This window comes from Pseudomonas aeruginosa, from assembly GCF_001457615.1.
Lineage (GTDB): Bacteria > Pseudomonadota > Gammaproteobacteria > Pseudomonadales > Pseudomonadaceae > Pseudomonas > Pseudomonas aeruginosa.
Genome location: NZ_LN831024.1, coordinates 5,104,283 through 5,129,833, shown reverse-complemented (window position 1 = coordinate 5,129,833; position 25,551 = coordinate 5,104,283). Strand labels below are relative to the sequence as shown.

Genomic DNA, 25,551 nt, shown 5'->3' with positions numbered 1-25,551 from the left:
TTCCAAAAGCCGCGCTGAGCATCGTCTCCTACTCATGTCCGATATGATTCAACGCGCGGCCGAGGTGCCGTTCGAGCTGGGTGGCCAGCGTCTCGACCAGATCGCCGCCCAGCTTTTTCCCGAACACTCCCGCTCCCGTCTGGCCGGCTGGATCAAGGACGGTCGCCTGACCGTCGACGGCGCCGTGCTGCGCCCGCGCGACATCGTCCACAGCGGCGCGCAACTGGTCCTGGAGGCCGAGCAGGAAGCCCAGGGCGAGTGGCTCGCACAGGACATCGAGCTGGAAATCGTCTACGAGGACGAGCACATCCTGGTGATCGACAAGCCCGCCGGCCTGGTGGTCCATCCGGCTGCCGGCCATCAGGACGGCACCCTGCTGAATGCCTTGCTCTACCATGTCCCGGACATCGCCAATGTGCCGCGCGCCGGGATCGTCCACCGCCTGGACAAGGACACGACCGGCCTGATGGTGGTGGCCAAGACGCTGGAGGCCCACACCAAGCTGGTGGCGCAACTGCAGGCACGGTCGGTCAGCCGCATCTACGAGGCGATCGTGATCGGCGTGATCACCTCCGGCGGCACCATCGATGCGCCGATCGGACGGCATGGCGTGCAGCGGCAGAAGATGGCGGTGGTCGACGCCGGCAAGGTGGCGGTCAGCCATTACCGCGTGCTGGAACGCTTCCGTGCGCACACCCATACTCGGGTCAAGCTGGAGACCGGGCGTACCCACCAGATCCGCGTGCACATGAGCCATATCGGCTATCCCCTGGTCGGCGATCCGGTCTACGGTGGGCGCTTCAGGATTCCCCCGGTGGCCAGCCAGACCCTGGTCCAGACTCTTCGTGAGTTCCCCCGGCAGGCGCTGCACGCGCGCTTCCTCGAACTGGATCACCCGGCCACCGGCGTGCGCATGAAGTGGGAGTCGCCGCTGCCGGAAGACTTCCTCTGGCTGCTCAGCCTGTTGCGCCAGGATCGCGAGGCGTTCGTCGGATGAACGCCTGGCTGACCCCCGACTGGCCGGCGCCGGCCCGTGTGCGGGCCTGCGTGACCACGCGCAGTGGCGGGGTCAGCCAGGCACCCTTCGACAGTCTGAACCTTGGCGCCCACGTCGACGACGATCCGCGCGCCGTGGAAGAAAACCGCCGACGCCTGACCGAGCGCCTGGAATGCCGGCCGAGCTGGTTGGAACAGGTGCACGGAGTGACGGTGGTGGAGGCCGACCCGAGCCGGGTGCCGAGGGCCGACGCCAGCTGGAGCGCGATGCCGGGCGTTGCCTGTACGATCATGACCGCCGACTGCCTGCCGGCGTTGTTCTGCGACCGCTCGGGCACCCGCGTGGCCGCGGCCCATGCCGGCTGGCGCGGGCTGGCGGCGGGCGTGCTGGAGGCGACGGTGGACAGCCTGGGCGTGCCCGGCGACGAACTGCTGGTCTGGCTGGGGCCGGCGATCGGCCCGCAGGCCTTCGAGGTCGGCGGCGAGGTCCGCGATGCATTCGTCGCTGCGCACGCCGAGGCGCGCTCGGCTTTCGTACCTAGCGCCAATCCGGGCCGCTTCATGGCCGACATCTACCGACTCGCGCGGATCCGCCTGGGCGCCCATGGCGTCACCGCCGTGCATGGCGGTGGCTTCTGCACCTTCAGCGATACCGCGCGCTTCTATTCCTACCGCCGCTCGTCGCGTACCGGCCGTTTTGCCAGCCTGGTCTGGCTCCAGGACTAGGCCCGCGCAGGTTATCCGGCGGCAACTGACCGATGTCACGGTCCGGTCGCTTGAACCGCGGAAAATCGCCCTTATCTACTGAGTCATCTCGGCGGGCTTTTCTTCATCAGGGACACCCATCGTTCCGGCCCGCTCTATAGAAGGAAGGACGACCCATGCGAATAGACCGTTTGACCAGCAAGCTGCAACTGGCGCTCTCCGACGCCCAGTCCCTGGCCGTTGGCCATGACCATCCGGCCATCGAGCCGGTGCACCTGCTTTCCGCCCTGCTCGAGCAGCAAGGCGGTTCGATCAAGCCCCTGCTGATGCAGGTCGGCTTCGATATCGCCGCCCTGCGCAGCGGCCTCAACAAAGAACTCGACGCGCTGCCGAAGATCCAGAGCCCGACCGGCGACGTGAACCTGTCCCAGGATCTCGCACGCCTGCTCAACCAGGCTGACCGCCTGGCCCAGCAGAAGGGCGACCAGTTCATCTCCAGCGAGCTGGTATTGCTGGCCGCGATGGACGAGAACACCAGGCTCGGCAAGCTGCTGCTCGGCCAGGGCGTGTCGCGCAAGGCGCTGGAGAATGCCGTGGCCAACCTGCGTGGCGGCGAAGCGGTGAACGACCCGAACGTCGAGGAGTCGCGCCAGGCGCTGGACAAGTACACCGTCGACATGACCAAGCGCGCCGAGGAAGGCAAGCTCGACCCGGTGATCGGTCGCGACGACGAGATCCGCCGGACCATCCAGGTCCTGCAGCGGCGGACCAAGAACAACCCGGTGCTGATCGGCGAACCCGGCGTCGGCAAGACCGCCATCGTCGAGGGCCTGGCCCAGCGCATCATCAACGGCGAAGTGCCGGACGGCCTCAAGGACAAGCGCCTGCTGGCCCTGGACATGGGGGCGCTGATCGCCGGTGCCAAGTTCCGCGGCGAGTTCGAGGAACGCCTGAAGGCAGTCCTCAACGAACTGGGCAAGCAGGAAGGCCGGGTCATCCTGTTCATCGACGAACTGCACACCATGGTCGGTGCCGGCAAGGCGGAAGGTGCCATGGACGCCGGCAACATGCTCAAGCCGGCTCTGGCGCGCGGCGAGCTGCACTGCGTCGGTGCTACTACCCTCGACGAGTATCGCCAGTACATCGAGAAGGATGCCGCGCTGGAGCGCCGCTTCCAGAAGGTGCTGGTGGACGAACCGAGCGAGGAAGACACCATCGCCATCCTCCGTGGTCTCAAGGAACGCTATGAAGTGCACCATGGGGTGAGCATCACTGACGGCGCGATCATCGCCGCGGCCAAGCTGTCGCACCGCTACATCACCGATCGGCAACTGCCGGACAAGGCCATCGACCTGATCGACGAGGCCGCCAGCCGCATCCGCATGGAGATCGACTCCAAGCCGGAGGAACTGGATCGTCTCGACCGTCGCCTGATCCAGCTGAAGATCGAGCGCGAGGCGCTGAAGAAGGAAGACGACGAAGCCACCAGGAAGCGCTTGGCCAAGCTGGAGGAGGATATCGTCAAGCTCGAGCGCGAATACGCCGACCTCGAGGAGATCTGGAAGTCCGAGAAGGCCGAGGTGCAGGGCTCGGCGCAGATCCAGCAGAAGATCGAGCAGGCCAAGCAGGAGATGGAGGCGGCGCGGCGCAAGGGCGACCTCGAGAGCATGGCGCGCATCCAGTACCAGACCATCCCGGACCTGGAACGCAGCCTGCAGATGGTCGACCAGCACGGCAAGACCGAGAACCAGTTGCTGCGCAACAAGGTGACCGACGAGGAAATCGCCGAAGTGGTTTCCAAGTGGACCGGTATCCCGGTGTCGAAGATGCTCGAGGGCGAGCGCGAGAAGCTGCTGCGCATGGAGCAGGAGCTGCATCGGCGAGTGATCGGCCAGGACGAGGCGGTAGTCGCCGTGTCCAACGCCGTGCGCCGTTCGCGCGCCGGCCTCGCCGATCCGAACCGGCCGAGCGGCTCGTTCCTCTTCCTCGGCCCGACCGGGGTGGGCAAGACCGAGTTGTGCAAGGCGCTGGCCGAGTTCCTCTTCGATACCGAGGAGGCGCTGGTGCGGATCGATATGTCCGAGTTCATGGAGAAACACTCGGTGGCCCGCCTGATCGGCGCGCCTCCGGGCTACGTCGGCTTCGAGGAAGGCGGCTACCTGACCGAGGCGATCCGCCGCAAGCCTTACTCGGTGGTGCTGCTGGACGAGGTGGAGAAGGCCCATCCGGATGTATTCAACATTCTCCTCCAGGTGCTCGAGGACGGACGCCTGACCGACAGTCACGGGCGTACGGTGGACTTCCGCAACACCGTGGTGGTGATGACCTCCAACCTCGGTTCGGCACAGATCCAGGAGCTGGCCGGCGACCGCGAGGCGCAACGTGCCGCAGTGATGGACGCGGTCAATGCGCACTTCCGTCCGGAATTCATCAACCGGATCGACGAAGTGGTGGTATTCGAGCCGCTGGCTCGCGAGCAGATCGCCGGCATCGCCGAGATCCAGCTCGGTCGCCTGCGCAAGCGCCTGGCCGAGCGCGAGCTGAGCCTGGAACTGAGCCAGGAGGCGCTGGACAAGCTGATCGCCGTCGGCTTCGACCCGGTCTATGGCGCACGCCCGCTGAAGCGGGCCATCCAGCGCTGGATCGAGAACCCGCTGGCGCAACTGATCCTGGCCGGCAAATTCGCGCCGGGTGCCAGTATCTCGGCGAAGGTGGAAGGCGACGAGATCGTCTTCGCCTGACCTCTTCGGGGGCGGACAGGGAAAGCCCCGCTTCGGCGGGGCTTTTTCATGGGCGTCCGGTAGGCGCGAGAGCGCTGCCGCATGCAGTGGAAGGGCCGTTTTGTCGCTCGTGGAAAAAGAAGAAAAACTTTTTGGATCAGAGGGTTGACATGCCCGCGCGCATCCGTAAAATGGCGCGCCTCTGAGACGCGAATCCAGCAACACCGGAAGCGTCCAGGGTTGGAAGAAAGACGTTCCGCGATAGCTCAGTCGGTAGAGCAAATGACTGTTAATCATTGGGTCCCTGGTTCGAGTCCAGGTCGCGGAGCCAACTTCCAATCGGGGTATAGCGCAGTCCGGTAGCGCGCCTGCTTTGGGAGCAGGATGTCGGGAGTTCGAATCTCTCTACCCCGACCACCTCATACTTGGGTCGTTAGCTCAGTCGGTAGAGCAGTTGGCTTTTAACCAATTGGTCGTAGGTTCGAATCCTACACGACCCACCATATTCAAGACGAAAAAGCCCACCTGCGAAGGTGGGCTTTTTCGTTTCTGTACCCTTATTTTCCGAATGCTGGCCTGTGGGAAGGAGGAGGGGCCGCTCTTCCAGCCCTGTTTCTCCGACGCCTGGCCTTCCCGCATGGCATTCATCGAGCGTCTGGAGGCGGCGGGCCCTGAGGCCCGGCCGCTCCATCGAACAGGAAGCCTCCCGGTACGGGTACCGGGAGAATCGATTCACAGGTTGTAGTGGCGACCTATCATTGGAACGGTCGCCGCAGCCTCGTATACCGAGTTCCAGGACTGCCAGCCAAAATTGATGCCGATCAGTCCGCCATGGATCTGGTTGGGGATTTGTGGCTCCAGCCTGCCGCTGGCCGAAGAACCCATGACATTCCCCTGGTTCCAGGCGACCAGGCCGCCCAGCAGACCCGAGCCTCCGACCTTGCCGGAAGCGGAAGCGCCGCTGATGGTGGCGGTGCTGAAGCCCACCAGCCCGCCAATATAGCTGTCGTAGCCCGCCGTCACATCGCCGCCGGCCGAGCCCCCCAGGATGAGAGCCTGCCAGCCCTCCAGGGAGCCGACCAGTCCGCCGGCCCTGATCCCGGCGCCTCCGCTCACCGCACCGCTGGCCTTGGCGGAGCGGATCGAGGTGTTTTCACCGCGGCCGACCAACCCTCCCAGGTTGTGGCCGGTCTTGTCGTTCACGATTCCATGACTGCTGGCGAGCATCAGCGAACCTCGCAGGTCACTGCCGATCAACCCGCCGATGGCCCTGGAACCACTGGCGCTGACGTTGCCCGAAGCCGAGACGTTCGTCAGCGAGGCGGCATCGTTATAGCCGACGAGTCCGCCGACGCGACTGCCCTTGCCCCCGGTGACATTGCCGGATGCCGCCAGGGTGCTGTGGTTGCCGCCCCGGTTGTGGCCGATCAGCCCTCCCACGTCACTGTTCGCCCCTGCGTTTACCCACCCGGAGGCCTTCAGGTTGGAATGATTGCCGCCGAGGTTGGATCCTATCAGGCCACCCAGGGTTTTGCCGCTGCCGTCGGTGACTTCGCCACTGGCGGAACCGTTGATGACGGAGCCGTACAGGTTTTCGCCGAGCAGACCGCCAACCGCTTCTGCTCCGCGGGTAGCGACATTGCCCTTGGCGGAGGCATTGACCAGCGAGGCATTGGCGTTGAGACCGATCAGGCCGCCGGCCTGAAGCAGCGACCCACCACTCAGGTTGCCGCTGGCACTGACGTTGGCCAGGTTGCCTGCCTGGTTGTGGCCGATCAGGCCTCCCAGGTAGCGACCGGCTTGCAGGCTGACATCGCCATGGGCGCTGGCGTTGTTGATGGCCGCGTTCAGGTTCCGGCCGATCAGCCCGCCCAGTGCTTCCGCGTCTGTGCCCCGGACCTTGCCGCTGGCCGTGGCGTGGGCGATACCACTGTTTACGTTGAGGCCGATGAGCCCTCCGTACAGGCCGTGCTGTCCGTTGCCTGAGACGTCGACGGAGGCGGATACGTCCGCCAGTCCGCCGGCGGAGCTGTATCCGACCAGTCCTCCCAGGTTCATCCCGTGACCGCTCAGCGACAGCGTTCCCTGACTGCCGCTGCTGCGGATGAGGCCGCCGCGGTTCCTGCCTACCAGGCCCCCCGCGCCGTAGTGGCTGGCATGGTGCTTCAACTGGCCGGAGATGGCAAAATCGGCCCGGCTGTTGGAGATGCTGGCCACGCCCCTGGCTGTGCTGATGTTTTCGGCTGCGAGTCCGCCCAGAGCATAGGTTTGGCGGTTGCCGACCAGCGTGCCGCTGGCGCTGGCGTTGTCGATGCTGCCCAGGTTCAGCGCGACCAGCCCGCCGAGGCTGTTCAGCTGCGAGGCCGCGGCGATACGGATGTCGCTGGCGTTCACATTGTCGATGCGACCGAGGTTGACGGCGGCCAGGCTACCGACCTGGACGTTGTAGTGGGTGGCCCGTGCTCCATCGGCGGAAATGCGTTCCAGGTTCAGGTTGCGAAGGGTGCCCCGGTTGACGCTGAACAGGCCGGAGTAGGCGCCGGTGCCGTAGACGGCGAGATTATCGATGGTGTTGCCCAGGCCGTCGAAGGTACCGCCGAAGGCGCTGGCGTTGCCTATCGACAGGAAGCTGGAGTTGCCGCCTGCGATTCGATTGCCGAGGACATAGCTGCCGCCCAGGTCCCTATCGATGCCGCGCAACTGCTGCAGGTCCTGGATCACGCTGTAGTCCCGCCCATTGGCGTGGAATCCTGCGTTCTTGCCGGACAGAGTGATCCGGGCGCCTTCGGCCAGGGCATAACCCTTGTCCGAATTGAATTCGACCCGGGCTCCCTGGCCAGTGAGAGAGAGGCTGTCGTCGATACGGAGAGGGCGCTGCCCGGCATTGAGAGTAAGGCTGGCGTTTTCCCCCTGGGCCGTCAGCGCGCCATTGATCCTGAGGTCCCCGCGCTCGGCGGTTAGCGTCAGGCCGTTGCCGCTGTCCCAGGACAGCGGCGCGCCGACATGCGCGTTGCCCCGGGTGGCGACCACTTCGACGTTGCTTGTGGAAAGGTTGCGGGCCAGGGTATCGGCATGCAGCGTCGGGCCTTTTCCCGCGCTGCTTGGATTCGCCAGGCCGGAACCGACATTCTCGCTGCTCCGGGCCTGAACGGTACGTGACCTGACGTTGGTGGCGGAATTGCCGAAGACCTTGTTACCGCCGGTCTGGACCTGGACGACATGCACATTGCCGGCGTCGGCGGCGATATCGGGTAGCGTCTGGACCTGGACGATGCTGGAGCCATTGGCGCCTGGGCTCAGGTTGGGGAGAGTCTGGGTCTGGACGACATCGATTCCGTTGACGCCGGGGCCGATGTTGGCACCGCTCTGGCTCTGCACGATTGTGACGCCATTGACGCCCGAGCCGATGCTGGGGCCGCTCTGGCTCTGCACGACGCTGATGCCACTCGCGCCTGAACCGATATTTGCGCCATTCTGGCTTTGCACAACGCTGATGCCACTTGCGCCCGAACCGATATTGGCACCGTTCTGGCTCTGCACGACAGTCACGCCATTGACGCCCGAGCCGATATTGGGGCTGTTCTGGCTCTGCACGACGCTGATGCCACTCGCGCCGGCGCCGATATTGGCGCCATTCTGGCTTTGCACGACGCTGATGCCATTGGCGCCCGAGCCGATATTGGGGCTGTTCTGGCTCTGCACGACGCTGATGCCACTCGCGCCGGCGCCGATATTGGCGCCATTCTGGCTTTGCACGACGCTGATGCCACTGGCGCCCGAGCCGATGTTGGCGCCGCTCTGGCTCTGCACTGCGGAGGTACCGTTGGCGCCGGCGGCGAGGTCGACGGCCGGCTGCTGCTGAACGATGGTCACGCCGTTGCTATCGGACGCATTGGCCCCGGCTGGGCCCTGCGCTACATGGACCTGGCCGGAACCATCACCGGCAGCGTTTGCCTGGCCGACAGCGGCTACGCTGACCTCGTGCGAGAGAATCCTCCAGGTGCCGGTTGCGCCCTGGTCGGCATGGGTGTCCACCTGCGCGGTTCGCTGTATCTCGACGTTCGCGCCCTGGTTCAGCACCAGGCCGCCATTGCCTCCGCCGATGGCGCTGGCGTCCTGCTTGCCGGCCACCCGCACGGTACCCTGTTCGCCGCCGTCGAGGACGATGCGTCCTTCCGCGCTGCGTAGCGTCCTGGCCTCGAGAGTGCCCTGGTTGTTGACGACGGTCTTGAGCAGGCTGTCGGCGCTGCGGGCGCTCATCAGCACCTGGCCGCCATCGGCGCGGATGAGGCCGCCGTTGTGTGCGAGAGCGTCGACCGAGCCCTTGTCCACCTGCAGGTTGAGCAGGCCGTCGCCGTCGAAATTGAGGTTGATGCCCTGGCCTGCGCCCAGGGCCACGTCGCCGAGTTGCGCCTGGATCACGCCGTCGTTGCTGACCCGGGCGCCCAGCAGGGCGATGCTGCCGCCTTCGCTGGCTTGCAGGCTGCCGGCATTGCTTACGGTTGCGCCGGAGTCGCCGGAGAACTGGTAGTTGCCGGCGAGGAAGTCCCTGTCGGCCAGGTCCAGGGTGGAAGCCACCAGGCCGCCTACATTGACCTGGGCGGACTTGCCGAAGACCACGCCGTTGGGATTGACCAGGAAGACCTTGCCGTTGGCATCTATCCGCCCCTGGATATCGCTGCCGTTGCGGCCGATCACCCGGTTCAGGGCGACGGCGTCCTGGCCCGGCTGGTGGAAGCTGACCCGCTCATCGGCACGGACGCTGAACTCGTTCCAATTGGTGATCAGCTTGTGGCTCTGCTGGTCGATGACCATATGCCGGCCATCGGTGGATGTCTGGAATCCGGCATCGCCTGAAACGACCGTGGCGCCGCTGGGCAGGGCGAAGGCGGGGGCCTGGCAGAACAGGCCGAGCAGTGACGCTCCGGCGACTACGAGCGCCTTGCCGCGTCCGCTCTTGCTGCGCCGACGGGTACCTTCGCTTGCGACGTTCCAACAGCCTGTGGCCTGGTTCCAGACCAGCGTATAGCTCTTGTTCATGGCTTTTCCTTTCAGTGGGGCCCGCCGGCATGGCGGGCGGGAGCTTGCTCAGAAGTAGCGGGTCGCTTGCAACCACAGCCGGGGAGTGCGCTCGGGCTCGATGTTGTTTTCCTGGCTCAGGGGCCAGGCGGCGGTCAGGCTGACCTGGTGATCCGTTCCGTACCAGGTTGCGCCGCTGCCGACGGCGGCCATGCGGTTGCGATTGCCTTCCGTGGTGTTGGGGTGCTTGAGGAATTTCACCGCGCCCTGGTCGACGAACGAACTCAGCTGCCAGCCCGGAGCCAGGCTGTAGCGCAGCTCCGCACTGGCTTGCCAGCCTTCGTCGCCGTAGCCCTTGTAGCTGCCCAGGGGGAACGCCCGAACGCCGTAGGGGCCGCCCATGTCGAACTGTTCCGCGCTGTCGAGGTTGCCGCCGCTCCACTGGGCGTTGAGTTGGGCGAACAACTGCAGGCGGTCGCCCAGGTGCTGCAGGCGTACGGCGTTGAGCATGATCTTGTCGAAGCTGCCGGCGGTACCGATGGTGTAGCGGTCCAGCAGCCGCTCTTCGCCGGAGTCGATGGCGAGCTGGCCGTGGGCATAGGCCAGCGAGAAGCCGCTCTGTCCACCGCCGAACAAGCGGTCCTGGGCGTTTCCGCTGATGCTGGCGGTCCACAGGCGGATCTCCTTGCGGCTATGCCTCCCGGTACGCTCCTGGTCATCGCGAAGTCGCTTGTTTTCATATTGCAACTGGGTGGACAGGCTTAAGCTGCGGCTACGCAGCAGGGGCTGGCTGACGAACAGACTGTCGGTAATGGCCCGGCCATGGGCGTCCAGGCGCGAGAAATCGCGTACCAGTCGATAGGTCGTCTCGGCGTGGGCCAGTCCGATGCGCGTGCCTCGGGAACCAAGGGGCAGTTGATAGGCTGCACGGTAGTAGCGTTGGTGCCGGTCGCTGCCCAGCAGGCTCAGTCTCGCCTGGTCGCCCAGTCGCAGCGGGCTGTTGAAGTCGAGGGTGGTTCCCAGGCGATATTCCCCCATGTAGCGGCCGCCATAGTTGTCTGCCTCCAGCCTGCCGCCGACCAGCGGGCCGGGGCGGGCCTCGACGCGCAAGTCCGTGGTTCCCTGCGCCTGGCCCGGCAGCAGGGTGCCTTTGGCCTGGAGGCCGGGAATGTCGCTCAGGAGCAGAAGCGCACGCTCCAGCTCCGAGCCCTGGACCGCGGTATCTCGTTCGAGTGCGCTCAAGGGGCGGAGTAGAACGCGGTCCAGCGTTCGGGACGTGTTGTGCAGTTCGATCCTGCCGTAGCGTCCCTCGAGCACTTCGATGCGTACCGTTCCATCCTGGATTTCCTGTGCCGGGAGGAAGGCGCGCGCCAGCACATATCCCTTTTCCTGATAGAAATCGCCGATGCGGGCGGCGGCGGCGTGCAATTGGCTCAGATTGAGTTCCTGGCCCGGCAGGTCGTGCAGGAGCGCCAGCAGGCGTCGATCGTCGAACTGCCTGTTGCCGCTGAGTTGGAAGCGCTTGACCAGCACCGTCGGGCCGCCCTCTTCGGCAGCCCGTGATACGCCGTCCTCGGGGCTGGGGCGCTCGGCGTCCAGTTCCACCGGCGCGGGCAGGTTCAGGCGTCGGCTTTCCACGTCACGCAGCGCCTGCCCCGCATCCGGGGCGGCATTGGCAAGGCAGGACGACAACATGGCCATTCCCATGAGGCCCGTACGGAGCAGCGGTCCGGCCCTGAGGGATGGAACAATCGAAGTGGAACTGCCGGAAGGTTTTGGAGAGGGAGGTGGGAAAGAAAGGCTAGCCTGGTTACGCGGAAAAGCTGGATGCATGGTCAATCGGCCCGGAGCGCGGTTCTTGCAGAGAAAAGAAGCCGATATCCGCAGGCATGTGCAGAACGATCGGTTTCAAGGCGGAGAATCGAGTGGGCGATAGCCTGAGGCGAGGCTGAAACGGCGACAATCGTAGTTTTCTGGCTTTGGCCGGTAGAACTTCTTGGTTTTCGTAGGGGACTGGGAGGACTGCTGTAGGAAAAACTCCGGTGATAATGGGCTCGGCAGCGGAAGCGGCGGAAACAGTGGGGCGGAAGTAGCGGCTGAGCGCGATTCCGTATCGCGACCGTGGCGGTCATGATCAAAGGGCCTGTCCGACTATCGCCCGCCGTTCGGTCTGGCGGCTGGAGCATGGGCAGGACGCAGCGCTAGAATGCCGTTCTCGGTTTAAGGGCCCTCTCAGGCTGAGCATCAACGGAGTGTGTCTTTTCGGTTCTTTTTCGTGGCGTTCACCCATGACCGGCACCAAGCCCACAACGCCCGTAGCCCGCTATTTCCACCAAGAGGCGCAACGGCGCGGCTATGTGCTGGACGCAGCCCAGGGCAATGCCATTCTTCATCTCGATCGATTGGCGGAGCGCTTGCGTCGAGGTCCGTCGCTATTCCGGCAAGCGCCGCGCAGCCTCTACCTGTGGGGGCCGGTCGGGCGCGGCAAGAGCTGGCTGATGGATGGCTTCTTTCGCAGCGCCGATTTGCAGGGCCTGCGCCGGACGCATTTCCATGCGTTCTTTCGCCGGCTTCATGACGGTATGTTCCGCCGCCAGGGGCGGCCCGATGCCCTGGGCGGTGCGCTCGACGAACTGCTAGGAGATTGCCGGCTGCTTTGCTTCGACGAATTCCATGTCCACGACATTGGCGACGCGATGCTGATAACACGCCTGTTCAGGGAGCTGTTCCGCAGGAAGATCACCCTGGTCTGCACCTCCAACTACGCGCCGCGGCAACTGCTGCCCAATCCGCTCTACCACGAACGCTTCCTGCCGGCGATCCGGTTGATCGAGACGCGCATGGAAGTGCTGGAAGTAGCCGGCGCCCGGGACTACCGGACGATTTCGCCGCGGCAGGAGATCGCTTCCGGTTATGCCAGCGGCGGGTATTGCTGGCCAGCCTCATGCGCTTGCCTGGACGAGCTGGGCTTGTCCGCGCCCGAACCCTCGCAACGCGTGACCCTGCAAAGCGGCGCGAGGACGTTGCAGGCGCGCGCGGTGTGCGGCGACCTGGTGTGGTTCGCCTTCGCCGACCTTTGCGAGGCGCCAACCGCGGTGATGGACTACCTTGCCCTCGGCGAACGCTTCTCTACCTGGGTGCTGGAGGGCGTACCGCCGATGGCGCGCTGTTCGGTCGCCGCCCAGCAGCGCTTCATCAATCTCGTCGACGTCCTTTACGACAATGACCGGCGTTTTTTCCTGAGTGCCGAAAAGGCGCTGCCGGACCTGGTCGAGGGCAGCGACCTGCCTGCGGACATGCAGCGTACCGCCAGTCGGCTGGCGCAGTTGCGCCAGCTTCGCTGTTGAAGGAACGCCCCGCGCCGACGGCAAACGGGGCGTAATGGCTCAGTGCAGCTTGAGGCGTGGCTCGGTGCTGCGCAGGCGGCCGCTAAGCATCAGCATCGCGGTGCGCAGCGGACCGTACAACGCCATCTGGTGCATGCGGTATAGCGATACGTAGAACATCCGCGCCAGCCAGCCTTCGAGCATGACGCTACCCATCAGATTGCCCATCAGGTTGCCGACCGCGCTGAAGCGCGACAGCGAGATCAGCGAACCGTAGTCGCGGTAGTGATATTCGCCCAGCGGCTTGCCTTCGAGACGGGCACGTAGCGATTTCACCAGCAGCGAGGCCTGCTGGTGCGCGGCCTGGGCGCGTGGCGGCACGTTGCGCGGTTGCTCTCCCGGTTGCGCCGGCTGGGGACAGGCGGCGCAGTCGCCGAAGGCGAAGATGTCGTCGTCGCGGGTGGTCTGCAGGGTCGGGCGGACCACCAGTTGGTTGATACGGTTGCTTTCCAGGCCGTCGAGTTCCTTGAGGAAGGCCGGAGCCCGGATGCCCGCCGCCCACACCTTGAGCGTCGCCGGGACGAATTCGCCGTCGCCGGTCCAGAGGCCGTCCGCATCTACCTTGCTCACCGCGGAGCCGGTCATCACCCGTACGCCGAGCTTGCTCAGGGTCTGGTGTACCGGCTGGCTGATACGCTCGGGCAGCGCCGGCAGCACCCGCGGGCCGGCTTCGACCAGGCTGATGTGCAGGTCTTCCGGGCGGATCCGGTCGAGCCCGTAGGCGGCCAGCATCTGCGCGGCGTGGTGCAGTTCCGCAGCCAGTTCGACGCCGGTGGCGCCGGCGCCGATGATGGCGATACTCACTGCGTTGTTGTTCGCGTCGTGCCCGGTATGCGCACGCAGGTACTGGCCGAGCAGTTGGCGATGGAAGCGTTCGGCCTGGGCGCGGGTATCGAGGAAAATGCAGTGTTCCGCAGCGCCCTCGGTGCCGAAGTCGTTGGTGGTGCTGCCGACGGCGATCACCAGGGTGTCGTAGGCGATGTCGCGCTCGGGAACCAGTTCAACGCCATTCTCGTCCACCAGTGCGGCCAGGCGGACCCGCTTGCCGGCGCGATCCAGGCCCTGCATGCGGCCGAGCTGGAATTCGAAGTGGTTCCACTTCGCCTGGGCGACGTAGTTCAGCTCGTCCTCGGAGGAGTTGAGCGAGCCGGCGGCGACTTCGTGCAGCAGGGGTTTCCAGATGTGGGTGAGGTTGGCGTCGACCAGGGTGACCTGGGCCTTGCCGCGTTTACCCAGGGTGCGGCCGAGACGGGTGGCGAGCTCCAGCCCGCCGGCGCCGCCGCCGACGATCACGATGCGATGGGACATGTGGATATCTCATAGTGGGAATTCCGTGAGGCGGTCGTCGGGAGCGTGGCTCGACCGGACGACTCAGGCCAGGTAGCTGAGGAGGCGGCTGAGCAGGCCCAGGCCGATGACCACGGCGAGCAGGACGAACATCAGGAACCACGGGCGGAACGGCGCACGCTCGACCTGGTGCAGCGGCGAGGCGAGGTACTGCTCGACCTTCTGCTGGTCTTCGGGGCTCAGTCGGCTGGACATGGCAGGCCTCCGTTTTCGATGTCGGTCATTCTAGACAGACAGGGGGCTCGATCACCAGCGGATCGTCGAGGCGGATCACTCCGCTGCCGATCACCCGCGCGGTGATGCCGCCCTGTTCGCGCACGCTTTTCAGCGTGCGGTGGTCGATGTGCTTTTCCAGGCGTCCGCAGGGTTGGTACCAGCCAGTGGTTTCCAGCAGCGCGCCGCCGAGGCGGAAGCGACGGTCCTTCAGGCTGAGCAGGTTGATGCCGGCGACGGCGATGTTGCGGCGCATCTCGTTGGGCAACAGCGGCCTGCCCAGCAGGGTACCGAGGGCCTCGATGTGTTCCCATTGCACCAGGGTGACCTGGCGCGGCGGGTGCGGGTGGTCGCCCGTCAGTCCCAGGCCGCGCCGTGCCTCCACCGCCTCCAGTTCCTGGATCGGCGCGCGGCTGCCGGAGCGCACGCCGATCCACTTCACCCGCCCTTCGCTCACAGGCCTACCCCGGCGTCGAACAGGATGCTGCGGCCGAGGTTGGCGCGCAGGAATTCGGGGGCGCCGGAGTGAGCGAAGAGCACCCGGGCAAAGGTCGGACCGACCATCGACAGCGAGCGCCAGCCTTGGCGCAGGTATTCGGTGGGCGGCGGGAAGGGCGTATTGAAATCGGGCACCGCGCGCTTCAGGTTGACGAAGGCCAGCAGGTCCAGTTCGCCGTGGTCGATGCCGCGCTCGCTATAGTTGTGCGCCTTCTTGCGCAGGGTTGGCGCCAGCCGTGCCTGCAGCTCGGCGGCGGCGATCCGTTGTGGCCGCTCTTCGCGGCGGATCAGTTGGCGCAGGCTGACGGCCTGGCGGCGACGGGTCAGTTCCTCGCGCCACTCCTCGTTCAGCCGGCGACCTTCATCGAGGACGAAGAACACCTCGAAGCCGGCACCCTTGAACAGGACGTCCGGCGGCTGTTCCCCGGGGGCGGCGAAATCCTCCTGGCGATAGGGCACGTTGAGGGCTTCGAGGAAGCGCTGGCAGACCCAGCGCTCGCGGTCCCATTTACGTGCGTTGGAGAGGAAGTCGTTGGCTTGTTCGGCCTGACGGGTGAGCAGGCGCAGATAATCCGCTTCGTTCATGGGCTCAGCTTAGTCTGCCGGCGGGCCCGCTTTCCAGCCCGCAGGCGTTCCGGCTGCGACAATCCGTCCCGGAGCGCGCCAGCGGCGAGGCTCGGTGTACACTGCCGTTCCCCTTGGGCCGGAGCCGTTCCGATGCAACTTCGCAGCGTCATCGCCGCCGATCACCCGGCACTCTTCGCGCTATGGTCGCGAACGCCAGGTATCCGCCTCCGTGCGGAGGACGCCTATCCCTTCTTCCTCGCCTACCTTCAACGCAACCCCGGGCTGAGCCTGCTGGTCGAAACCGAAGGGGAGGTGATCGCCTGCCTGATGGCCGGGCATGACGGTCGCCGTGGTTACCTCCAGCACCTGGTGGTCGATCCCGGTTATCGAGGGCTGGGGCTGGCGCGGCGGATGCTCGACGAGGTGTTGGCACGCCTGGCGAGGGAGGGGATCGGCAAATCCCATGTCTTCGTCCTGGATGCCGCCGAGGAGGCACAGGCATTCTGGCGAGCCCAGTCGGACTGGGAGCGGCGCAAGGACATCCAGGTATTTTCCACTCGGGAGGGACACGCGTGAAACGACTGCATTGGGTTCTGCTGGCCATGCTGCTGCCCGGCCTGGCGCTGGCCGTGGAGAAGGGCTCCACCCTGGAGCCCTGGACGTTGCAGGACCAGTTCGAAAAGGCGCACTCGCTGGACGACTCCACCCGGGTCCTGCTGGTGGCGCGGGACATGGACGGCTCGAAGCTGGTCAAGGCGGCGCTGGCGGAACGCCCAAAGGGCTACCTGGAGGCACGCCACGCGCTGTTCCTGGCGGACATCAGCCGCATGCCGGCGCTGATTTCCCGGCTTTTCGCGGTGCCGGCCATGCGTGACTACAGTTATCCGGTGCTGCTCGATCGCGACGCGGCCATCGCTTCTCGCTATGCCTCGGACGAGGGCAAGGTCCTCTGGGTCAGGCTGGAGCAGCGCCGCGTGTTGGAAACCCGCCAGTTGGATTCGCCGGTGGCCCTGCGCATCGCCCTGGAACAACTGCAGCCGTGATCGCTGCCGAATTGCTGTCGGCGGAAAGCCTGGAACTGGGCTGGGCCATCTATGCGCCGGTGCTGCTGCTCGCCGCCTGGCGCGCGCCCTGGGTCGAGCTGGTCAGCGATACCCGCCGCCAGCACCTGGTGTTCGGTACCATGCTCGGGCTGTTCCTGCTCTGGCTGGTGCGCCGGGACTTCGAGTCGGGACTGTCCTTCCATTTCATCGGTATGACCGCCGTCACCTTGCTGCTCGACTGGCCGCTGGCGATCGTGGTGGGGCTGGTGGCGCAACTGGGCTTGTGCCTGCTCGGCCGCCAGGATTGGCTGGCGATCGGCGTCAACGGCGTGCTGCTGGTGGCGATCCCCGCGCTGATCGCGGAGCTGGCGGCGTTGTTCGTGGAAAAGCGCCAGCCGCGCAACCTGTTCGTCTACATCTTCTGCTGCGGTTTCTTCCCGGCGGCCCTCACCGCGGTGGTGGTCCTGCTGCTCGGCCTTGGCGTGGTCTGGATCGACGGCCTTTTCCCGATGCCGCCCTGGCTGGAGGACTTCGCTGGTTACCTGTGGCTGATCATGTTCCCCGAGGCCTTCATCAACGGCACGGTGATCACCGGCCTGGTGGTCTACTACCCGGAGTGGCTGGAAACCTTCAATCGCACGCGCTACCTGCAGGCGCCCTGGAAGGACGAAGAGCGCAAGCCCTGATGACCAGTCATTCGCCAGGTTCATGGCGGGCGGCGGCTGACTTGCGTCAGTGTTTCGGACGAAGCTGGCCGCGATCCTGCCGTTTTCCCAGGTGAGGAGCGGAACATGGGTGTCCATGAATGGGCCCGAGAGGGCCTGCGAGAGTTGCTGTCGAAGAGTGACGAGGCGGACCGGGCAATGCGCCTGCGCGCGTTGCTCAGCGCAATCGTCGAACTGAACCGGGCGGAGCGCGATGCTGGCGACCTGGCCAGCGAACTGCAATTTCTTGCGGAGAATCTCGACGACCAGCGCGACTACGCTTTCATGCGTCCCTGAAGGAACGGGCCAGCCGGATTGGCTGGCCCGTTGCGTTCAATGCTCGCGAGGTGGCAGGTCGGCGGAGAAGATATCGTCTTCCAGGGTGTCGCCGGGGATCGCATGTTCCTCGGCGGCCCAGGCGCCGAGATCGATCAGCTTGCAGCGGTCGGAGCAGAAGGGGCGGTACTTGTTGTCGCTTTTCCATTCGACGGGCGCGCCGCAGGTCGGGCACTCCACGGTCAGGGGCTGGCTCATGCTCGGCCTCCTCGCAAGGTCAGGTAGAAGGCGTGCAGTCGTTCGACTTCACGCTGCAGGTGGGACAGGTCGCCGTCGTTGACCAGCACGTCGTCGGCGTGCTTCAAGCGCTCGTCGCGCCGGGCCTGGGCCTGGAGGATCGAGCGCACCTGCTCCTCGGAGACCTTGTCGCGAAGCATGGTGCGCTGTAGTTGCAGATGTTCCGGGGTATCCACCACCAGCACGCGCTGGGTCATCTGGCGCTGGCCGGACTCCACCAGTAGCGGCGAGACCAGGATAGCGTAGGGTGATTCGGCCCTGGCCAGGTACTGGACGATCTCCGCGCCGATCAGCGGGTGCAGCAATTGCTCCAGCCAGCGCCGTTCCTCCGGCGCCTGGAAGATCCGCTCGCGCAAGGCGGCGCGGTCGAGCTGGCCATCGGGCAGGAGAATGCCGTCGCCGAAGCGTTCGACGATCTTCGCCAGGGCCGGACGCCCCGGCTCCACCACCCAGCGGGCGGCATGGTCGGCGTCCACCAGGTGGACGCCGAGGGAAATGAAATGCTCGGCGGCTGCGCTCTTGCCGCTGCCGATACCGCCCGTGAGGCCTAGTATCCAGGGTTGGGTCATTTGAATCCGGCGAATTGCAGATAGGTCCGGGTTATTTGATCACCCCAGAGCAAAGCAATCCACCCGGCAATCGCCAGATAGGGACCGAAGGGGATCGGCGTGCCGCTTTCGGCGTTGCGCAGGCGCAGCATGATCACCCCGAGGATCGCCCCGACCAGCGACGACAGCAGGATGGTCAGCGGCAGGATCTGCCAGCCGCCCCAGGCACCGAGCATGGCCAGCAGCTTGAAGTCGCCGTAGCCCATGCCCTCCTTGCCGGTCACCAGCTTGAACAGCCAGAACACCGACCACAGGCTCAGGTAGCCGAACACCGCGCCGAACAGCGCATCGTCGAGGCTGGCGAAGAGGCCGAAATGGTTGGCGATCAGGCCCAGCCAGAGCAGCGGCAGCACCAGCACGTCCGGCAGCAGTTGGTGATCGGCATCGATCAGGCTCATCGCCAGCAGACCCCAGGTCAGCAGGAGCATCGCGCCCGCCTGCCAGGTGAAGCCGAAATGCCAGGCGACGTAGCCGGAAAGCAGCGCGGTGGCCAGTTCCACCAGGGGGTAGCGTTTGCCGATGGCGGCCTTGCAGGACGAGCACTTGCCGCCCAGCGCCAGGTAGCTGACCAGCGGGATGTTTTCCCAGGGGCGGATCTCGTGGCCGCAGCGCGGGCACGCCGAATTCGGCAGCACCAGGTTGTAGGTCGCCTGCTTGGGTTCCGGCTCCAGCCCGAGCGCTTCGCGGGCTTCGGCCTTCCAGTTGCGCTCCATCATCTTCGGCAGGCGATGCACGACGACGTTGAGGAAGCTGCCGACCAGCAGGCCGAGGAGGATGGTGCACAAGACAAAGGCCAGCGGATGGCTGGCCAGGTAGTCGAGGAGGGTCATTTAGACGACGTTGCCCAGCTGGAAGATCGGCAGGTACATGGCGATGATCAGGCCACCGACCAGGACCCCGAGGACCGCCATGATCATCGGTTCCATCAGGGCGGTCAGGTTGTCCACGGCATTATCCACTTCCTGCTCGTAGAAGCCAGCGACCTTGGCCAGCATGTCGTCCAGCGCGCCCGACTCCTCGCCGATGGCGGTCATCTGGATGGCCATGCTGGGGAAGATGTTGGTGGTGCGCATGGAGAAGTTCAGCTGCATGCCGGTGGACACGTCCTGCTTGATCTTGCCCACCGCGTCCCTGAACACCACGTTGCCGGTGGCGCCGGAAACCGAGTCGAGGGCTTCCACCAATGGCACGCCGGCGGCGAAGGTGGTCGACAGCGTCCGCGCGTAGCGTGCCACGGCGGATTTGTAGAGGATGGCGCCGACGATAGGCAGCTTCAGTACCGTGCGGTCGGTGGCGTCGCGGAACTTCTCCGAACGCTTGTAGGCGTGGTTCAGCAGGAAGCCGGCGCCGCCCATCATCAGCAGTACCAGGAGCCACCATTCCTGGAGTACGTTGGAAATGTTGATGACCATCATGGTGAAGGCTGGCAGTTCGGCGCCGAAGCCCTCGAACACCGACTGGAACTGCGGCACCACCTTGATCAGTAGGATCGCCGAAACGATGATGGCGACGACGATCACCGCGATCGGGTAGGTCATGGCCTTCTTGATCTTGGCCTTCAGCGCCTCGGTCTTTTCCTTGTAGGTGGCGACCCGGTCGAGCAGGGTTTCCAGGGCGCCGGATTGTTCGCCGGCGTCCACCAGGTTGCAGTAGAGCGAGTCGAAGTACTGCGGCTTCTTGCGCAGCGAGTTGGCCAGGCTGTTGCCGCCGGCGACTTCCTGCTTGATCTCCTCCACCAGCTTGCGCATGTTCGGATTGTCGAAGCCTTCGCTGATGATGTCGAACGACTGCAGCAGCGGCACGCCGGCGGCCATCATGGTGGACATCTGGCGGGTGAACAGGGCGATGTCCATAGGCTTGATCTTCTTCCCCGCCCCCAGCAGGGAGATGCCTTTCTTGCGGACCTTGACCGGCGTGATGCCCTGCTTGCGCAGTTGCGCCTTGACCAGGGTCGGGTTCTGGCTGGACAGCTCGCCCTTGACCTTGGTGCCTTTCTTGTCAGTGCCTTCCCATACGAAGACACTGGTCTTTAACGCTTTGTCCGCCATGGATTAATCCTTGGTCACGCGGTTGACTTCCTCCAGGCTGGTGATTCCCTGCATGGCTTTCAGCAGGCCTGAGGTGCGCAGATCGTTGAAGCCTTCTTTGCGGGCTTGCTCGGCGATCTCGATGGAGTTGCCTTCTTCCATGATAATCCGCTGCAGGGCGGGGGTGTTTTTAACCACTTCATAAATACCGACGCGACCTTTGTAACCGCCTTTGCAGTTTTCGCAGCCTACAGGCGAATACAGCTTGAAGGTGCCGATCAGCTCTTCCGGGAAACCTTCGTGAAGCAGGGTTTCCTTCGGCACGTCGTGTTCTTTCTTGCAGTGCGAACAGAGTTTTCGCGCAAGGCGCTGGGCGATGATCAGGTTCACCGAGGTCGCCAGGTTGAACGCCGGCACGCCCATGTTCAGCAGGCGGGTCAGGGTCTCGGCGGCGCTGTTGGTGTGCAGGGTGGACATCACCATATGCCCGGTCTGCGCCGCCTTGATGGCGATCTCGGCAGTCTCCAGATCGCGGATCTCGCCGACCATGATCACGTCCGGGTCCTGGAGCAGGAAGGCGCGCAGCGCCTGGGAGAAGTCCATGCCCTGACGCGGGTTGACGTTGACCTGGTTGATGCCTTCCAGGTTGATCTCCACAGGGTCTTCAGCGGTGGAGATGTTGATGTCGGTGGTATTGAGGATGTTCAGACCGGTGTACAGCGAAACCGTCTTGCCCGAGCCGGTGGGGCCGGTGACCAGGATCATGCCCTGTGGCTGCTTGAGCGCGGCCAGGTAGAGTTCCTTCTGGTCCTCTTCGTAGCCCAGTGCGTCGATGCCCATCTGCGCGCTGGAGGAGTCGAGGATCCGCATCACGATCTTCTCGCCCCACAGGGTCGGCAGGGTGTTGACGCGGAAGTCGATCGACTTGGTCTTCGACACGCGCATCTTGATCCGCCCGTCCTGCGGCTTGCGCCGTTCGGAGATATCCAGGCCGGCCATTACCTTGAGTCGCGCGGAAATGCGGCTGGCCAACTGGATCGGCGGCTTGGCCACTTCGTGGAGCATGCCGTCGGTACGGAAGCGCACCCGGTAGGTCTTTTCGTAGGGCTCGAAGTGCAGGTCGGAAGAGCCGCCGCGGATGGCGTCGAGCAGCATCTTGTTGACGAAGCGCACCACCGGGGCATCTTCGGCATCGTCGCCGCCGTCGTCCTGGCTGGCGCTTTCCGCCTTGCCTACATCGACCCCGTCGAGATCGATGTCACCGAGGTCGCCGAGAGCGTCCATAGCGCCCTCGTAGAGCTTCTCGATGGCTACGCCGAGCTTGTCGTCCTCCACCAGCAGGGCTTCGGTGGTGAGACCGGTGCTGAACTGGATATCGGTGACCGCCTGGTGGTTGGTCGGGTCGGAGAGACCGATGAACAGTTTGTTGCCGCGTTTCCACAGCGGCAACACACGGTGCTGGCGGACCAGGCGCTCGCTGATGACATCCTTCGGAATGCTTTCCCGATCCAGGCTGTTCAGGTCGCAATAGGCGATGCCGAACTGCTCGGCGGCCACCTCGACCAACGCCCGGCTCTGCACCAGCTTGGCCTGGACCAGGTGGCTGACCAGCGACTGCTTGTTGCGCGCGGCCTGCACCTGGGCCTGGCGGGCGGTCTTTTCGTCGAGGAGTTCGTTCAGGACCAGTTGCTTGGCAAGGCCGCTGAGAGGCGTGGAATCGTTCATTGGGGAGCATCTGAAGAAGGCTTGGAGCGAGACTTATAACGCAGATGCCTGGGGCTGCCAAACCGACGATTCCGAGATGCCAAAAAGTGTCACATATTGCCGGCAGGGGAGAGCGGAACACTTTCGAAGTCCCCGCAAGAGTTGCGAAAGGAGGGCGTTTGAAAGGTTGGCATGCAACCTGCTTTGAAGGGGGAAGGCGTTTGGCCTATACATACCACATGGAGATATTCATGAAAGCTCAGAAGGGTTTTACTCTGATCGAACTGATGATCGTGGTTGCGATCATCGGCATCCTGGCCGCCATTGCCATCCCGCAATACCAGGACTACACCGCCCGTACCCAGGTGACCCGTGCCGTGAGTGAAGTCAGCGCGCTGAAGACCGCTGCGGAGTCGGCGATTCTGGAAGGGAAGGAGATTGTTTCCAGCGCGACTCCTAAAGATACCCAGTATGACATTGGCTTCACCGAGTCTACTTTGCTAGATGGTTCTGGTGAGAGTCAGATCCAGGTAACGGACAATAAAGATGGCACCGTTGAGTTGGTCGCTACCTTGGGTAAATCTTCTGGTTCCGCTATCAAAGGGGCTGTAATCACTGTTTCGCGTAAAAATGACGGAGTCTGGAACTGCAAAATCACCAAAACTCCTACAGCTTGGAAGCCCAACTACGCTCCGGCTAATTGCCCGAAATCCTAATCGGTTTTTTGAGTTGTTTTGAGTGTGAAGGAAGCGCCCCGCATTGCGGGGCGTTTTCATTCTGGAGCCCATGTGATGCGAATTTGGCTAGCCTGGGAAAGGATGGGTAAGGCGTCGCGTACTATTCTATTATTGCTGATAAGTATTCTTCTGCTTTCTCCCGTTGTTTACTGCGGGGTTTCCAAGAACTGGCATGATCAGCAGCGAATACTCCAATTGGTGGTGTTGAGTGGATCGTCACTCCTGCTGCTCTTTTCTTCTCGTCTGTCATTTGCCAGAAGGATGGTTCAGGTAACACTGTTGGTTATCTTGGGTCTAGGCAGCGTTTCCGCATTTCTCTCCGCCAATCCTTCCTGGGCATTCAAGGAATGGTCGGTATTCGCCGGCCTGATGCTGTTTTCCTTCAATATATCCGCCAGCCCAGAGTGGGTTCGCCGTATCGCCCTCTGGGGGGTGGTCGTGTTGGGAGGGTTCTTCTGCTACCAGTTCCTGCTTTCCTATCTCGCGGCCTTCGTCAGCGGGCTCCGTGAGTTGAATCCCAGGGTTCTGCTCAGCGGCTTTTCCAACGTCCGGACCATGGGGCAGTTCCAGGCCATGCTGCTGCCGCTGATGGCTGCGCTGGGGTTGTACCTGCGAGAGACCGGGCGGTTCAGACTGTCCTGGCTTGTCATGCTGCTGCTGGCCATCCAATGGTGCATCTCCTTCGCCTTGGCTGGACGCGGGCTCTGGTTGGGTTTCGCCGTCGCGCATCTCGCGCTTTGCTGGATCGGCCCCGTGGGGCGCCGCTTTTTGATCGTCCAGTTGTCCGCGGCATTCGTCGGGTTGGCGCTCTATTTCCTGTTAATGGTTGCCTTGCCGACCTGGCTAGGTATCGACATGACCCTCATGTCCGGTATGCGCAGTGGTCTGTCTCTGCGCGACGTGTTGTGGCGAGATGCCTGGGGCATGTTCGTAGCCCATCCTTTGCTTGGGGTCGGGCCCATGCATTTCTCGGCGGTGCCGAACAGCGTCGGTGCCCACCCGCACCAGATGCTGCTGCAGTGGTTCGCTGAATGGGGCGGGGTCGCTGGCCTTCTGGTGGTTGGACTGATGACCCTTGGTCTGCTTCGCGGCGCGCGTTACCTGCGTGAACAGGGCGATCCGATGGATGCCGGACTGTGGCTGGCCCTCGTTTCGGTCCTGGTCCTGGCCCAGGTGGACGGCGTGTTCGTCATGCCCTTCACCCAGACCGTATTGGCCTTGCTGGTAGGCATCGCCATGGCACGCTGGTCGAAGCCGGTCGCGCCGTCCCCCGCACAGCGCTGGCTCTGTCGGGGCCTGGCTGTCGTTGTCATTGTCGTGCTGGGGCGCGTGCTGCTGCTCGAGGTGCCGGGGCTGACCGCGGCCGAGGAGCGCTACCTGGAAATCCACGGCGGCGGTGAGGCGCCACGTTTCTGGATTCAGGGTTGGATTCCCATGTGAGGGGGAATATCGGTTGAAATCCGGCTGTGCCGAGTGATACCTTCCCCGCGCCGCCGGATTAGCTCAGTCGGTAGAGCAGCTCATTCGTAATGAGAAGGTCGGGGGTTCGATTCCTCTATCCGGCACCAGTCGCAATAAAAAGCCCCGCTTCGGCGGGGCTTTTTATTACCTGCGATTCGTTCAGAGGGTGAGGCGCATGGACAGGTCGACGGCCCTGACATCCTTGGTCAGGGTGCCGATGGAGATGTAGTCGACGCCGGTCTCGGCGATGTTGCGCAGGGTGCCCTCGTTGATTCCGCCGGAAGCTTCCAGCTTGGCACGGCCGGCGGTGAGGGCGACGGCGGTGCGCATGTCGTCCAGGCTGAGTTCGTCGAGCATGACGATATCGGCGCCGGCCTCCAGCGCCTGGCGCAGTTCATCGAGGTTCTCCACTTCCACTTCCACCGGCTTGCCGGGTGCTATGCGCCGGGCTTCGGCGATTGCCCGATCGATACCGCCGCAGGCGGCGATGTGGTTTTCCTTGATCAGGAAGGCATCGTAGAGGCCGATGCGATGGTTGTGGCAACCGCCGCAGGTGACCGCGTACTTCTGCGCCAGGCGCAGGCCGGGCAGGGTCTTGCGCGTGTCGAGGAGCTTCACCGCGGTGCCGGCGACCAGGTCGGCGTAGTGCTGGCTGCGGGTGGCGGTACCGGAAAGCAGCTGGAGGAAGTTCAGCGCGCTGCGCTCGCCGGTGAGCAGGGCGCGGGCCGGACCTTTTAGCTGGAACAGCATCTGGTTCGGCTCGACTCGCTGGCCGTCCTCCACCTGCCAGGTCACCAGCACTCGGGGATCGACCTGGCGGAAGACCTCGTCGACCCAGGCGCGGCCCGCGATCGTCGCGTGCTCGCGGGTAATCACCCGGGCCTCGGCCTCGCGCTGTGGATCGATCAAATGAGCGGTAAGGTCGCCGCCGCCGACGTCTTCCGCCAGGGCGGTGCGGACGTTGGCCTGGATTTCGCCTTGGAGGTCGGCAAGGGTGAGGTTAGGCATGGCGGGCTCCTGTACGAGATCGGGCGATTATACGGAGCGCAGCGGACGGCGTCTGTGCCTGCCTGGGCGCCGGTCGGGACGGCCGCCATTCATCGGCCTTCGCTTGTGTGAAGAGAGTCATGTCTATAGGAAAACCCTCTATCTAGATTTGAAAGTATCTCTATAATGAATGTAGATACTTGTTTTTGACGCCTGGAAATTGACGTTACGGACGACGCCAATCGATCCTCTGTGC

At 64.3% G+C, this 25,551-nt stretch carries 22 protein-coding genes and 4 tRNA genes; 14 read left to right on the top strand and 12 right to left on the bottom strand.

From position 1 onward, the window contains the following. Positions 1-34 precede the first annotated feature (34 nt). The 6 genes from rluD (at position 35) to AT700_RS23585 (ending at position 4,924) form a co-directional block, all read left to right on the top strand. Complete coding sequence (gene rluD / locus AT700_RS23610; protein ID WP_003094686.1) at positions 35-997, top strand: 23S rRNA pseudouridine(1911/1915/1917) synthase RluD; 963 nt, start codon at positions 35-37, stop codon at positions 995-997. After that, positions 994-1,722, top strand: coding sequence for a peptidoglycan editing factor PgeF (pgeF, locus tag AT700_RS23605; protein ID WP_012614543.1), 729 nt, complete (start codon positions 994-996; stop codon positions 1,720-1,722). Before rluD ends, pgeF begins: the two co-directional genes overlap by 4 nt. Positions 1,723-1,877: 155 nt before the next feature. Beyond that, positions 1,878-4,442, top strand: a complete 2,565-nt coding sequence (gene clpB, locus AT700_RS23600) for an ATP-dependent chaperone ClpB (protein WP_003094682.1) — start codon at positions 1,878-1,880, stop codon at positions 4,440-4,442. Between the two features lie 234 nt (positions 4,443-4,676). Beyond that, positions 4,677-4,752: transfer RNA gene (locus AT700_RS23595), tRNA-Asn, on the top strand. 9 nt (positions 4,753-4,761) lie between these two features. Continuing rightward, positions 4,762-4,838: transfer RNA gene (locus tag AT700_RS23590), tRNA-Pro, on the top strand. Positions 4,839-4,848: 10 nt separating this feature from the next. Next, positions 4,849-4,924, top strand: a tRNA-Lys gene (locus AT700_RS23585). A 229-nt stretch (positions 4,925-5,153) separates the two neighbouring features. Here AT700_RS23585 and tpsA4 read toward each other — a convergent pair. Together tpsA4 and AT700_RS23575 are read right to left on the bottom strand one after the other, a co-directional pair. Next, entirely contained in the window at positions 5,154-9,461 is a 4,308-nt protein-coding gene (tpsA4, locus tag AT700_RS23580) for a two-partner secretion system exoprotein TpsA4 (protein ID WP_048521675.1), read from the bottom strand. Between the two features lie 48 nt (positions 9,462-9,509). Continuing rightward, entirely contained in the window at positions 9,510-11,147 is a 1,638-nt protein-coding gene (locus tag AT700_RS23575) for a ShlB/FhaC/HecB family hemolysin secretion/activation protein (protein ID WP_010895677.1), read from the bottom strand. A 581-nt stretch (positions 11,148-11,728) separates the two neighbouring features. Here AT700_RS23575 and zapE point away from each other — a divergent pair. After that, positions 11,729-12,787, top strand: coding sequence for a cell division protein ZapE (zapE, locus tag AT700_RS23570; RefSeq protein ID WP_023082644.1), 1,059 nt, complete (start codon positions 11,729-11,731; stop codon positions 12,785-12,787). Positions 12,788-12,826: 39 nt separating this feature from the next. On the opposite strand, the gene AT700_RS23565 is transcribed toward zapE, so the two are convergent. From AT700_RS23565 to AT700_RS23550, 4 genes are all read right to left on the bottom strand, one after another. After that, positions 12,827-14,134 carry an NAD(P)/FAD-dependent oxidoreductase gene (locus AT700_RS23565; RefSeq protein WP_003112837.1) on the bottom strand — a complete coding sequence of 436 codons (1,308 nt, stop codon included), beginning with the start codon at positions 14,132-14,134 and terminating at the stop codon, positions 12,827-12,829. Positions 14,135-14,197: 63 nt separating this feature from the next. Continuing rightward, on the bottom strand, positions 14,198-14,368 hold the full coding sequence (locus AT700_RS23560) for a DUF3094 family protein (RefSeq protein WP_003094672.1): 171 nt from the start codon (positions 14,366-14,368) through the stop codon (positions 14,198-14,200). A 25-nt stretch (positions 14,369-14,393) separates the two neighbouring features. Next, a complete protein-coding gene (locus tag AT700_RS23555; protein ID WP_003094670.1) occupies positions 14,394-14,843 on the bottom strand; it encodes an MOSC domain-containing protein in 450 nt (149 codons plus the stop codon). Continuing rightward, on the bottom strand, positions 14,840-15,469 hold the full coding sequence (locus tag AT700_RS23550; protein WP_003094668.1) for a DUF1780 domain-containing protein: 630 nt from the start codon (positions 15,467-15,469) through the stop codon (positions 14,840-14,842). Before AT700_RS23550 ends, AT700_RS23555 begins: the two co-directional genes overlap by 4 nt. 132 nt (positions 15,470-15,601) lie before the next feature. Here AT700_RS23550 and AT700_RS23545 point away from each other — a divergent pair, with 132 nt between their 5' ends. From AT700_RS23545 to AT700_RS23530, 4 genes are all read left to right on the top strand, one after another. After that, positions 15,602-16,027, top strand: coding sequence for a GNAT family N-acetyltransferase (locus AT700_RS23545; protein WP_003103865.1), 426 nt, complete (start codon positions 15,602-15,604; stop codon positions 16,025-16,027). Next, positions 16,024-16,494: a hypothetical protein gene (locus tag AT700_RS23540; protein WP_003103866.1), complete on the top strand. Its 471-nt coding sequence runs from the start codon at positions 16,024-16,026 to the stop codon at positions 16,492-16,494. The genes AT700_RS23545 and AT700_RS23540 overlap by 4 nt, the downstream gene beginning before the upstream one ends. Continuing rightward, positions 16,491-17,180 carry an energy-coupling factor ABC transporter permease gene (locus AT700_RS23535; RefSeq protein ID WP_003103868.1) on the top strand — a complete coding sequence of 230 codons (690 nt, stop codon included), beginning with the start codon at positions 16,491-16,493 and terminating at the stop codon, positions 17,178-17,180. The genes AT700_RS23540 and AT700_RS23535 overlap by 4 nt, the downstream gene beginning before the upstream one ends. A 105-nt stretch (positions 17,181-17,285) precedes the next feature. Beyond that, positions 17,286-17,495, top strand: coding sequence for a hypothetical protein (locus AT700_RS23530; protein ID WP_003094660.1), 210 nt, complete (start codon positions 17,286-17,288; stop codon positions 17,493-17,495). 36 nt (positions 17,496-17,531) lie between these two features. Here the strand turns inward: AT700_RS23530 and yacG are convergent, their stop codons facing one another. From yacG to pilB, 5 genes are read right to left on the bottom strand one after another with little or no spacing between them, the layout of a single operon-like run. Beyond that, a complete protein-coding gene (gene yacG / locus AT700_RS23525) occupies positions 17,532-17,732 on the bottom strand; it encodes a DNA gyrase inhibitor YacG (protein WP_003094656.1) in 201 nt (66 codons plus the stop codon). Beyond that, complete coding sequence (coaE, locus tag AT700_RS23520) at positions 17,729-18,340, bottom strand: dephospho-CoA kinase (protein ID WP_003094654.1); 612 nt, start codon at positions 18,338-18,340, stop codon at positions 17,729-17,731. Before coaE ends, yacG begins: the two co-directional genes overlap by 4 nt. Then, complete coding sequence (gene pilD, locus AT700_RS23515; RefSeq protein WP_003107301.1) at positions 18,337-19,209, bottom strand: type IV prepilin peptidase/methyltransferase PilD; 873 nt, start codon at positions 19,207-19,209, stop codon at positions 18,337-18,339. Before pilD ends, coaE begins: the two co-directional genes overlap by 4 nt. After that, a complete protein-coding gene (locus tag AT700_RS23510) occupies positions 19,210-20,427 on the bottom strand; it encodes a type II secretion system F family protein (protein ID WP_003107299.1) in 1,218 nt (405 codons plus the stop codon). A 3-nt stretch (positions 20,428-20,430) separates the two neighbouring features. After that, positions 20,431-22,131 carry a type IV-A pilus assembly ATPase PilB gene (gene pilB / locus AT700_RS23505; RefSeq protein ID WP_058207841.1) on the bottom strand — a complete coding sequence of 567 codons (1,701 nt, stop codon included), beginning with the start codon at positions 22,129-22,131 and terminating at the stop codon, positions 20,431-20,433. 230 nt (positions 22,132-22,361) lie between these two features. Between pilB and AT700_RS23500 the strand changes: the two genes are divergently transcribed. The 3 genes from AT700_RS23500 (at position 22,362) to AT700_RS23490 (ending at position 24,415) form a co-directional block, all read left to right on the top strand. Then, a complete protein-coding gene (locus tag AT700_RS23500) occupies positions 22,362-22,826 on the top strand; it encodes a pilin (RefSeq protein ID WP_048521673.1) in 465 nt (154 codons plus the stop codon). Positions 22,827-22,901: 75 nt separating this feature from the next. Beyond that, positions 22,902-24,287: an O-antigen ligase family protein gene (locus tag AT700_RS23495; RefSeq protein ID WP_003122080.1), complete on the top strand. Its 1,386-nt coding sequence runs from the start codon at positions 22,902-22,904 to the stop codon at positions 24,285-24,287. A 52-nt stretch (positions 24,288-24,339) separates the two neighbouring features. Then, positions 24,340-24,415 (top strand) — tRNA-Thr (locus tag AT700_RS23490). Positions 24,416-24,467: 52 nt separating this feature from the next. On the opposite strand, the gene nadC is transcribed toward AT700_RS23490, so the two are convergent. Beyond that, positions 24,468-25,316 carry a carboxylating nicotinate-nucleotide diphosphorylase gene (gene nadC / locus AT700_RS23485; protein WP_003122081.1) on the bottom strand — a complete coding sequence of 283 codons (849 nt, stop codon included), beginning with the start codon at positions 25,314-25,316 and terminating at the stop codon, positions 24,468-24,470. Positions 25,317-25,551: the final 235 nt, after the last annotated feature.

Excerpts from the sequence above, each read along its gene's own strand:
- rluD (WP_003094686.1), top strand. The coding sequence starts at position 35 with ATGTCCGATATGATTCAACGCGCGGCCGAGGTGCCGTTCGAGCTGGGT.
- pgeF (WP_012614543.1), top strand. The coding sequence starts at position 994 with ATGAACGCCTGGCTGACCCCCGACTGGCCGGCGCCGGCCCGTGTGCGG.
- clpB (WP_003094682.1), top strand. The coding sequence starts at position 1,878 with ATGCGAATAGACCGTTTGACCAGCAAGCTGCAACTGGCGCTCTCCGAC.
- tpsA4 (WP_048521675.1), bottom strand. The coding sequence starts at position 9,461 with ATGAACAAGAGCTATACGCTGGTCTGGAACCAGGCCACAGGCTGTTGG.
- AT700_RS23575 (WP_010895677.1), bottom strand. The coding sequence starts at position 11,147 with ATGGGAATGGCCATGTTGTCGTCCTGCCTTGCCAATGCCGCCCCGGAT.
- zapE (WP_023082644.1), top strand. The coding sequence starts at position 11,729 with ATGACCGGCACCAAGCCCACAACGCCCGTAGCCCGCTATTTCCACCAA.
- AT700_RS23565 (WP_003112837.1), bottom strand. The coding sequence starts at position 14,134 with ATGTCCCATCGCATCGTGATCGTCGGCGGCGGCGCCGGCGGGCTGGAG.
- AT700_RS23560 (WP_003094672.1), bottom strand. The coding sequence starts at position 14,368 with ATGTCCAGCCGACTGAGCCCCGAAGACCAGCAGAAGGTCGAGCAGTAC.
- AT700_RS23550 (WP_003094668.1), bottom strand. The coding sequence starts at position 15,469 with ATGAACGAAGCGGATTATCTGCGCCTGCTCACCCGTCAGGCCGAACAA.
- AT700_RS23545 (WP_003103865.1), top strand. The coding sequence starts at position 15,602 with ATGCAACTTCGCAGCGTCATCGCCGCCGATCACCCGGCACTCTTCGCG.
- AT700_RS23530 (WP_003094660.1), top strand. The coding sequence starts at position 17,286 with ATGGGTGTCCATGAATGGGCCCGAGAGGGCCTGCGAGAGTTGCTGTCG.
- yacG (WP_003094656.1), bottom strand. The coding sequence starts at position 17,732 with ATGAGCCAGCCCCTGACCGTGGAGTGCCCGACCTGCGGCGCGCCCGTC.
- coaE (WP_003094654.1), bottom strand. The coding sequence starts at position 18,340 with ATGACCCAACCCTGGATACTAGGCCTCACGGGCGGTATCGGCAGCGGC.
- pilD (WP_003107301.1), bottom strand. The coding sequence starts at position 19,209 with ATGACCCTCCTCGACTACCTGGCCAGCCATCCGCTGGCCTTTGTCTTG.
- AT700_RS23510 (WP_003107299.1), bottom strand. The coding sequence starts at position 20,427 with ATGGCGGACAAAGCGTTAAAGACCAGTGTCTTCGTATGGGAAGGCACT.
- pilB (WP_058207841.1), bottom strand. The coding sequence starts at position 22,131 with ATGAACGATTCCACGCCTCTCAGCGGCCTTGCCAAGCAACTGGTCCTG.
- AT700_RS23500 (WP_048521673.1), top strand. The coding sequence starts at position 22,362 with ATGAAAGCTCAGAAGGGTTTTACTCTGATCGAACTGATGATCGTGGTT.
- AT700_RS23495 (WP_003122080.1), top strand. The coding sequence starts at position 22,902 with ATGCGAATTTGGCTAGCCTGGGAAAGGATGGGTAAGGCGTCGCGTACT.
- nadC (WP_003122081.1), bottom strand. The coding sequence starts at position 25,316 with ATGCCTAACCTCACCCTTGCCGACCTCCAAGGCGAAATCCAGGCCAAC.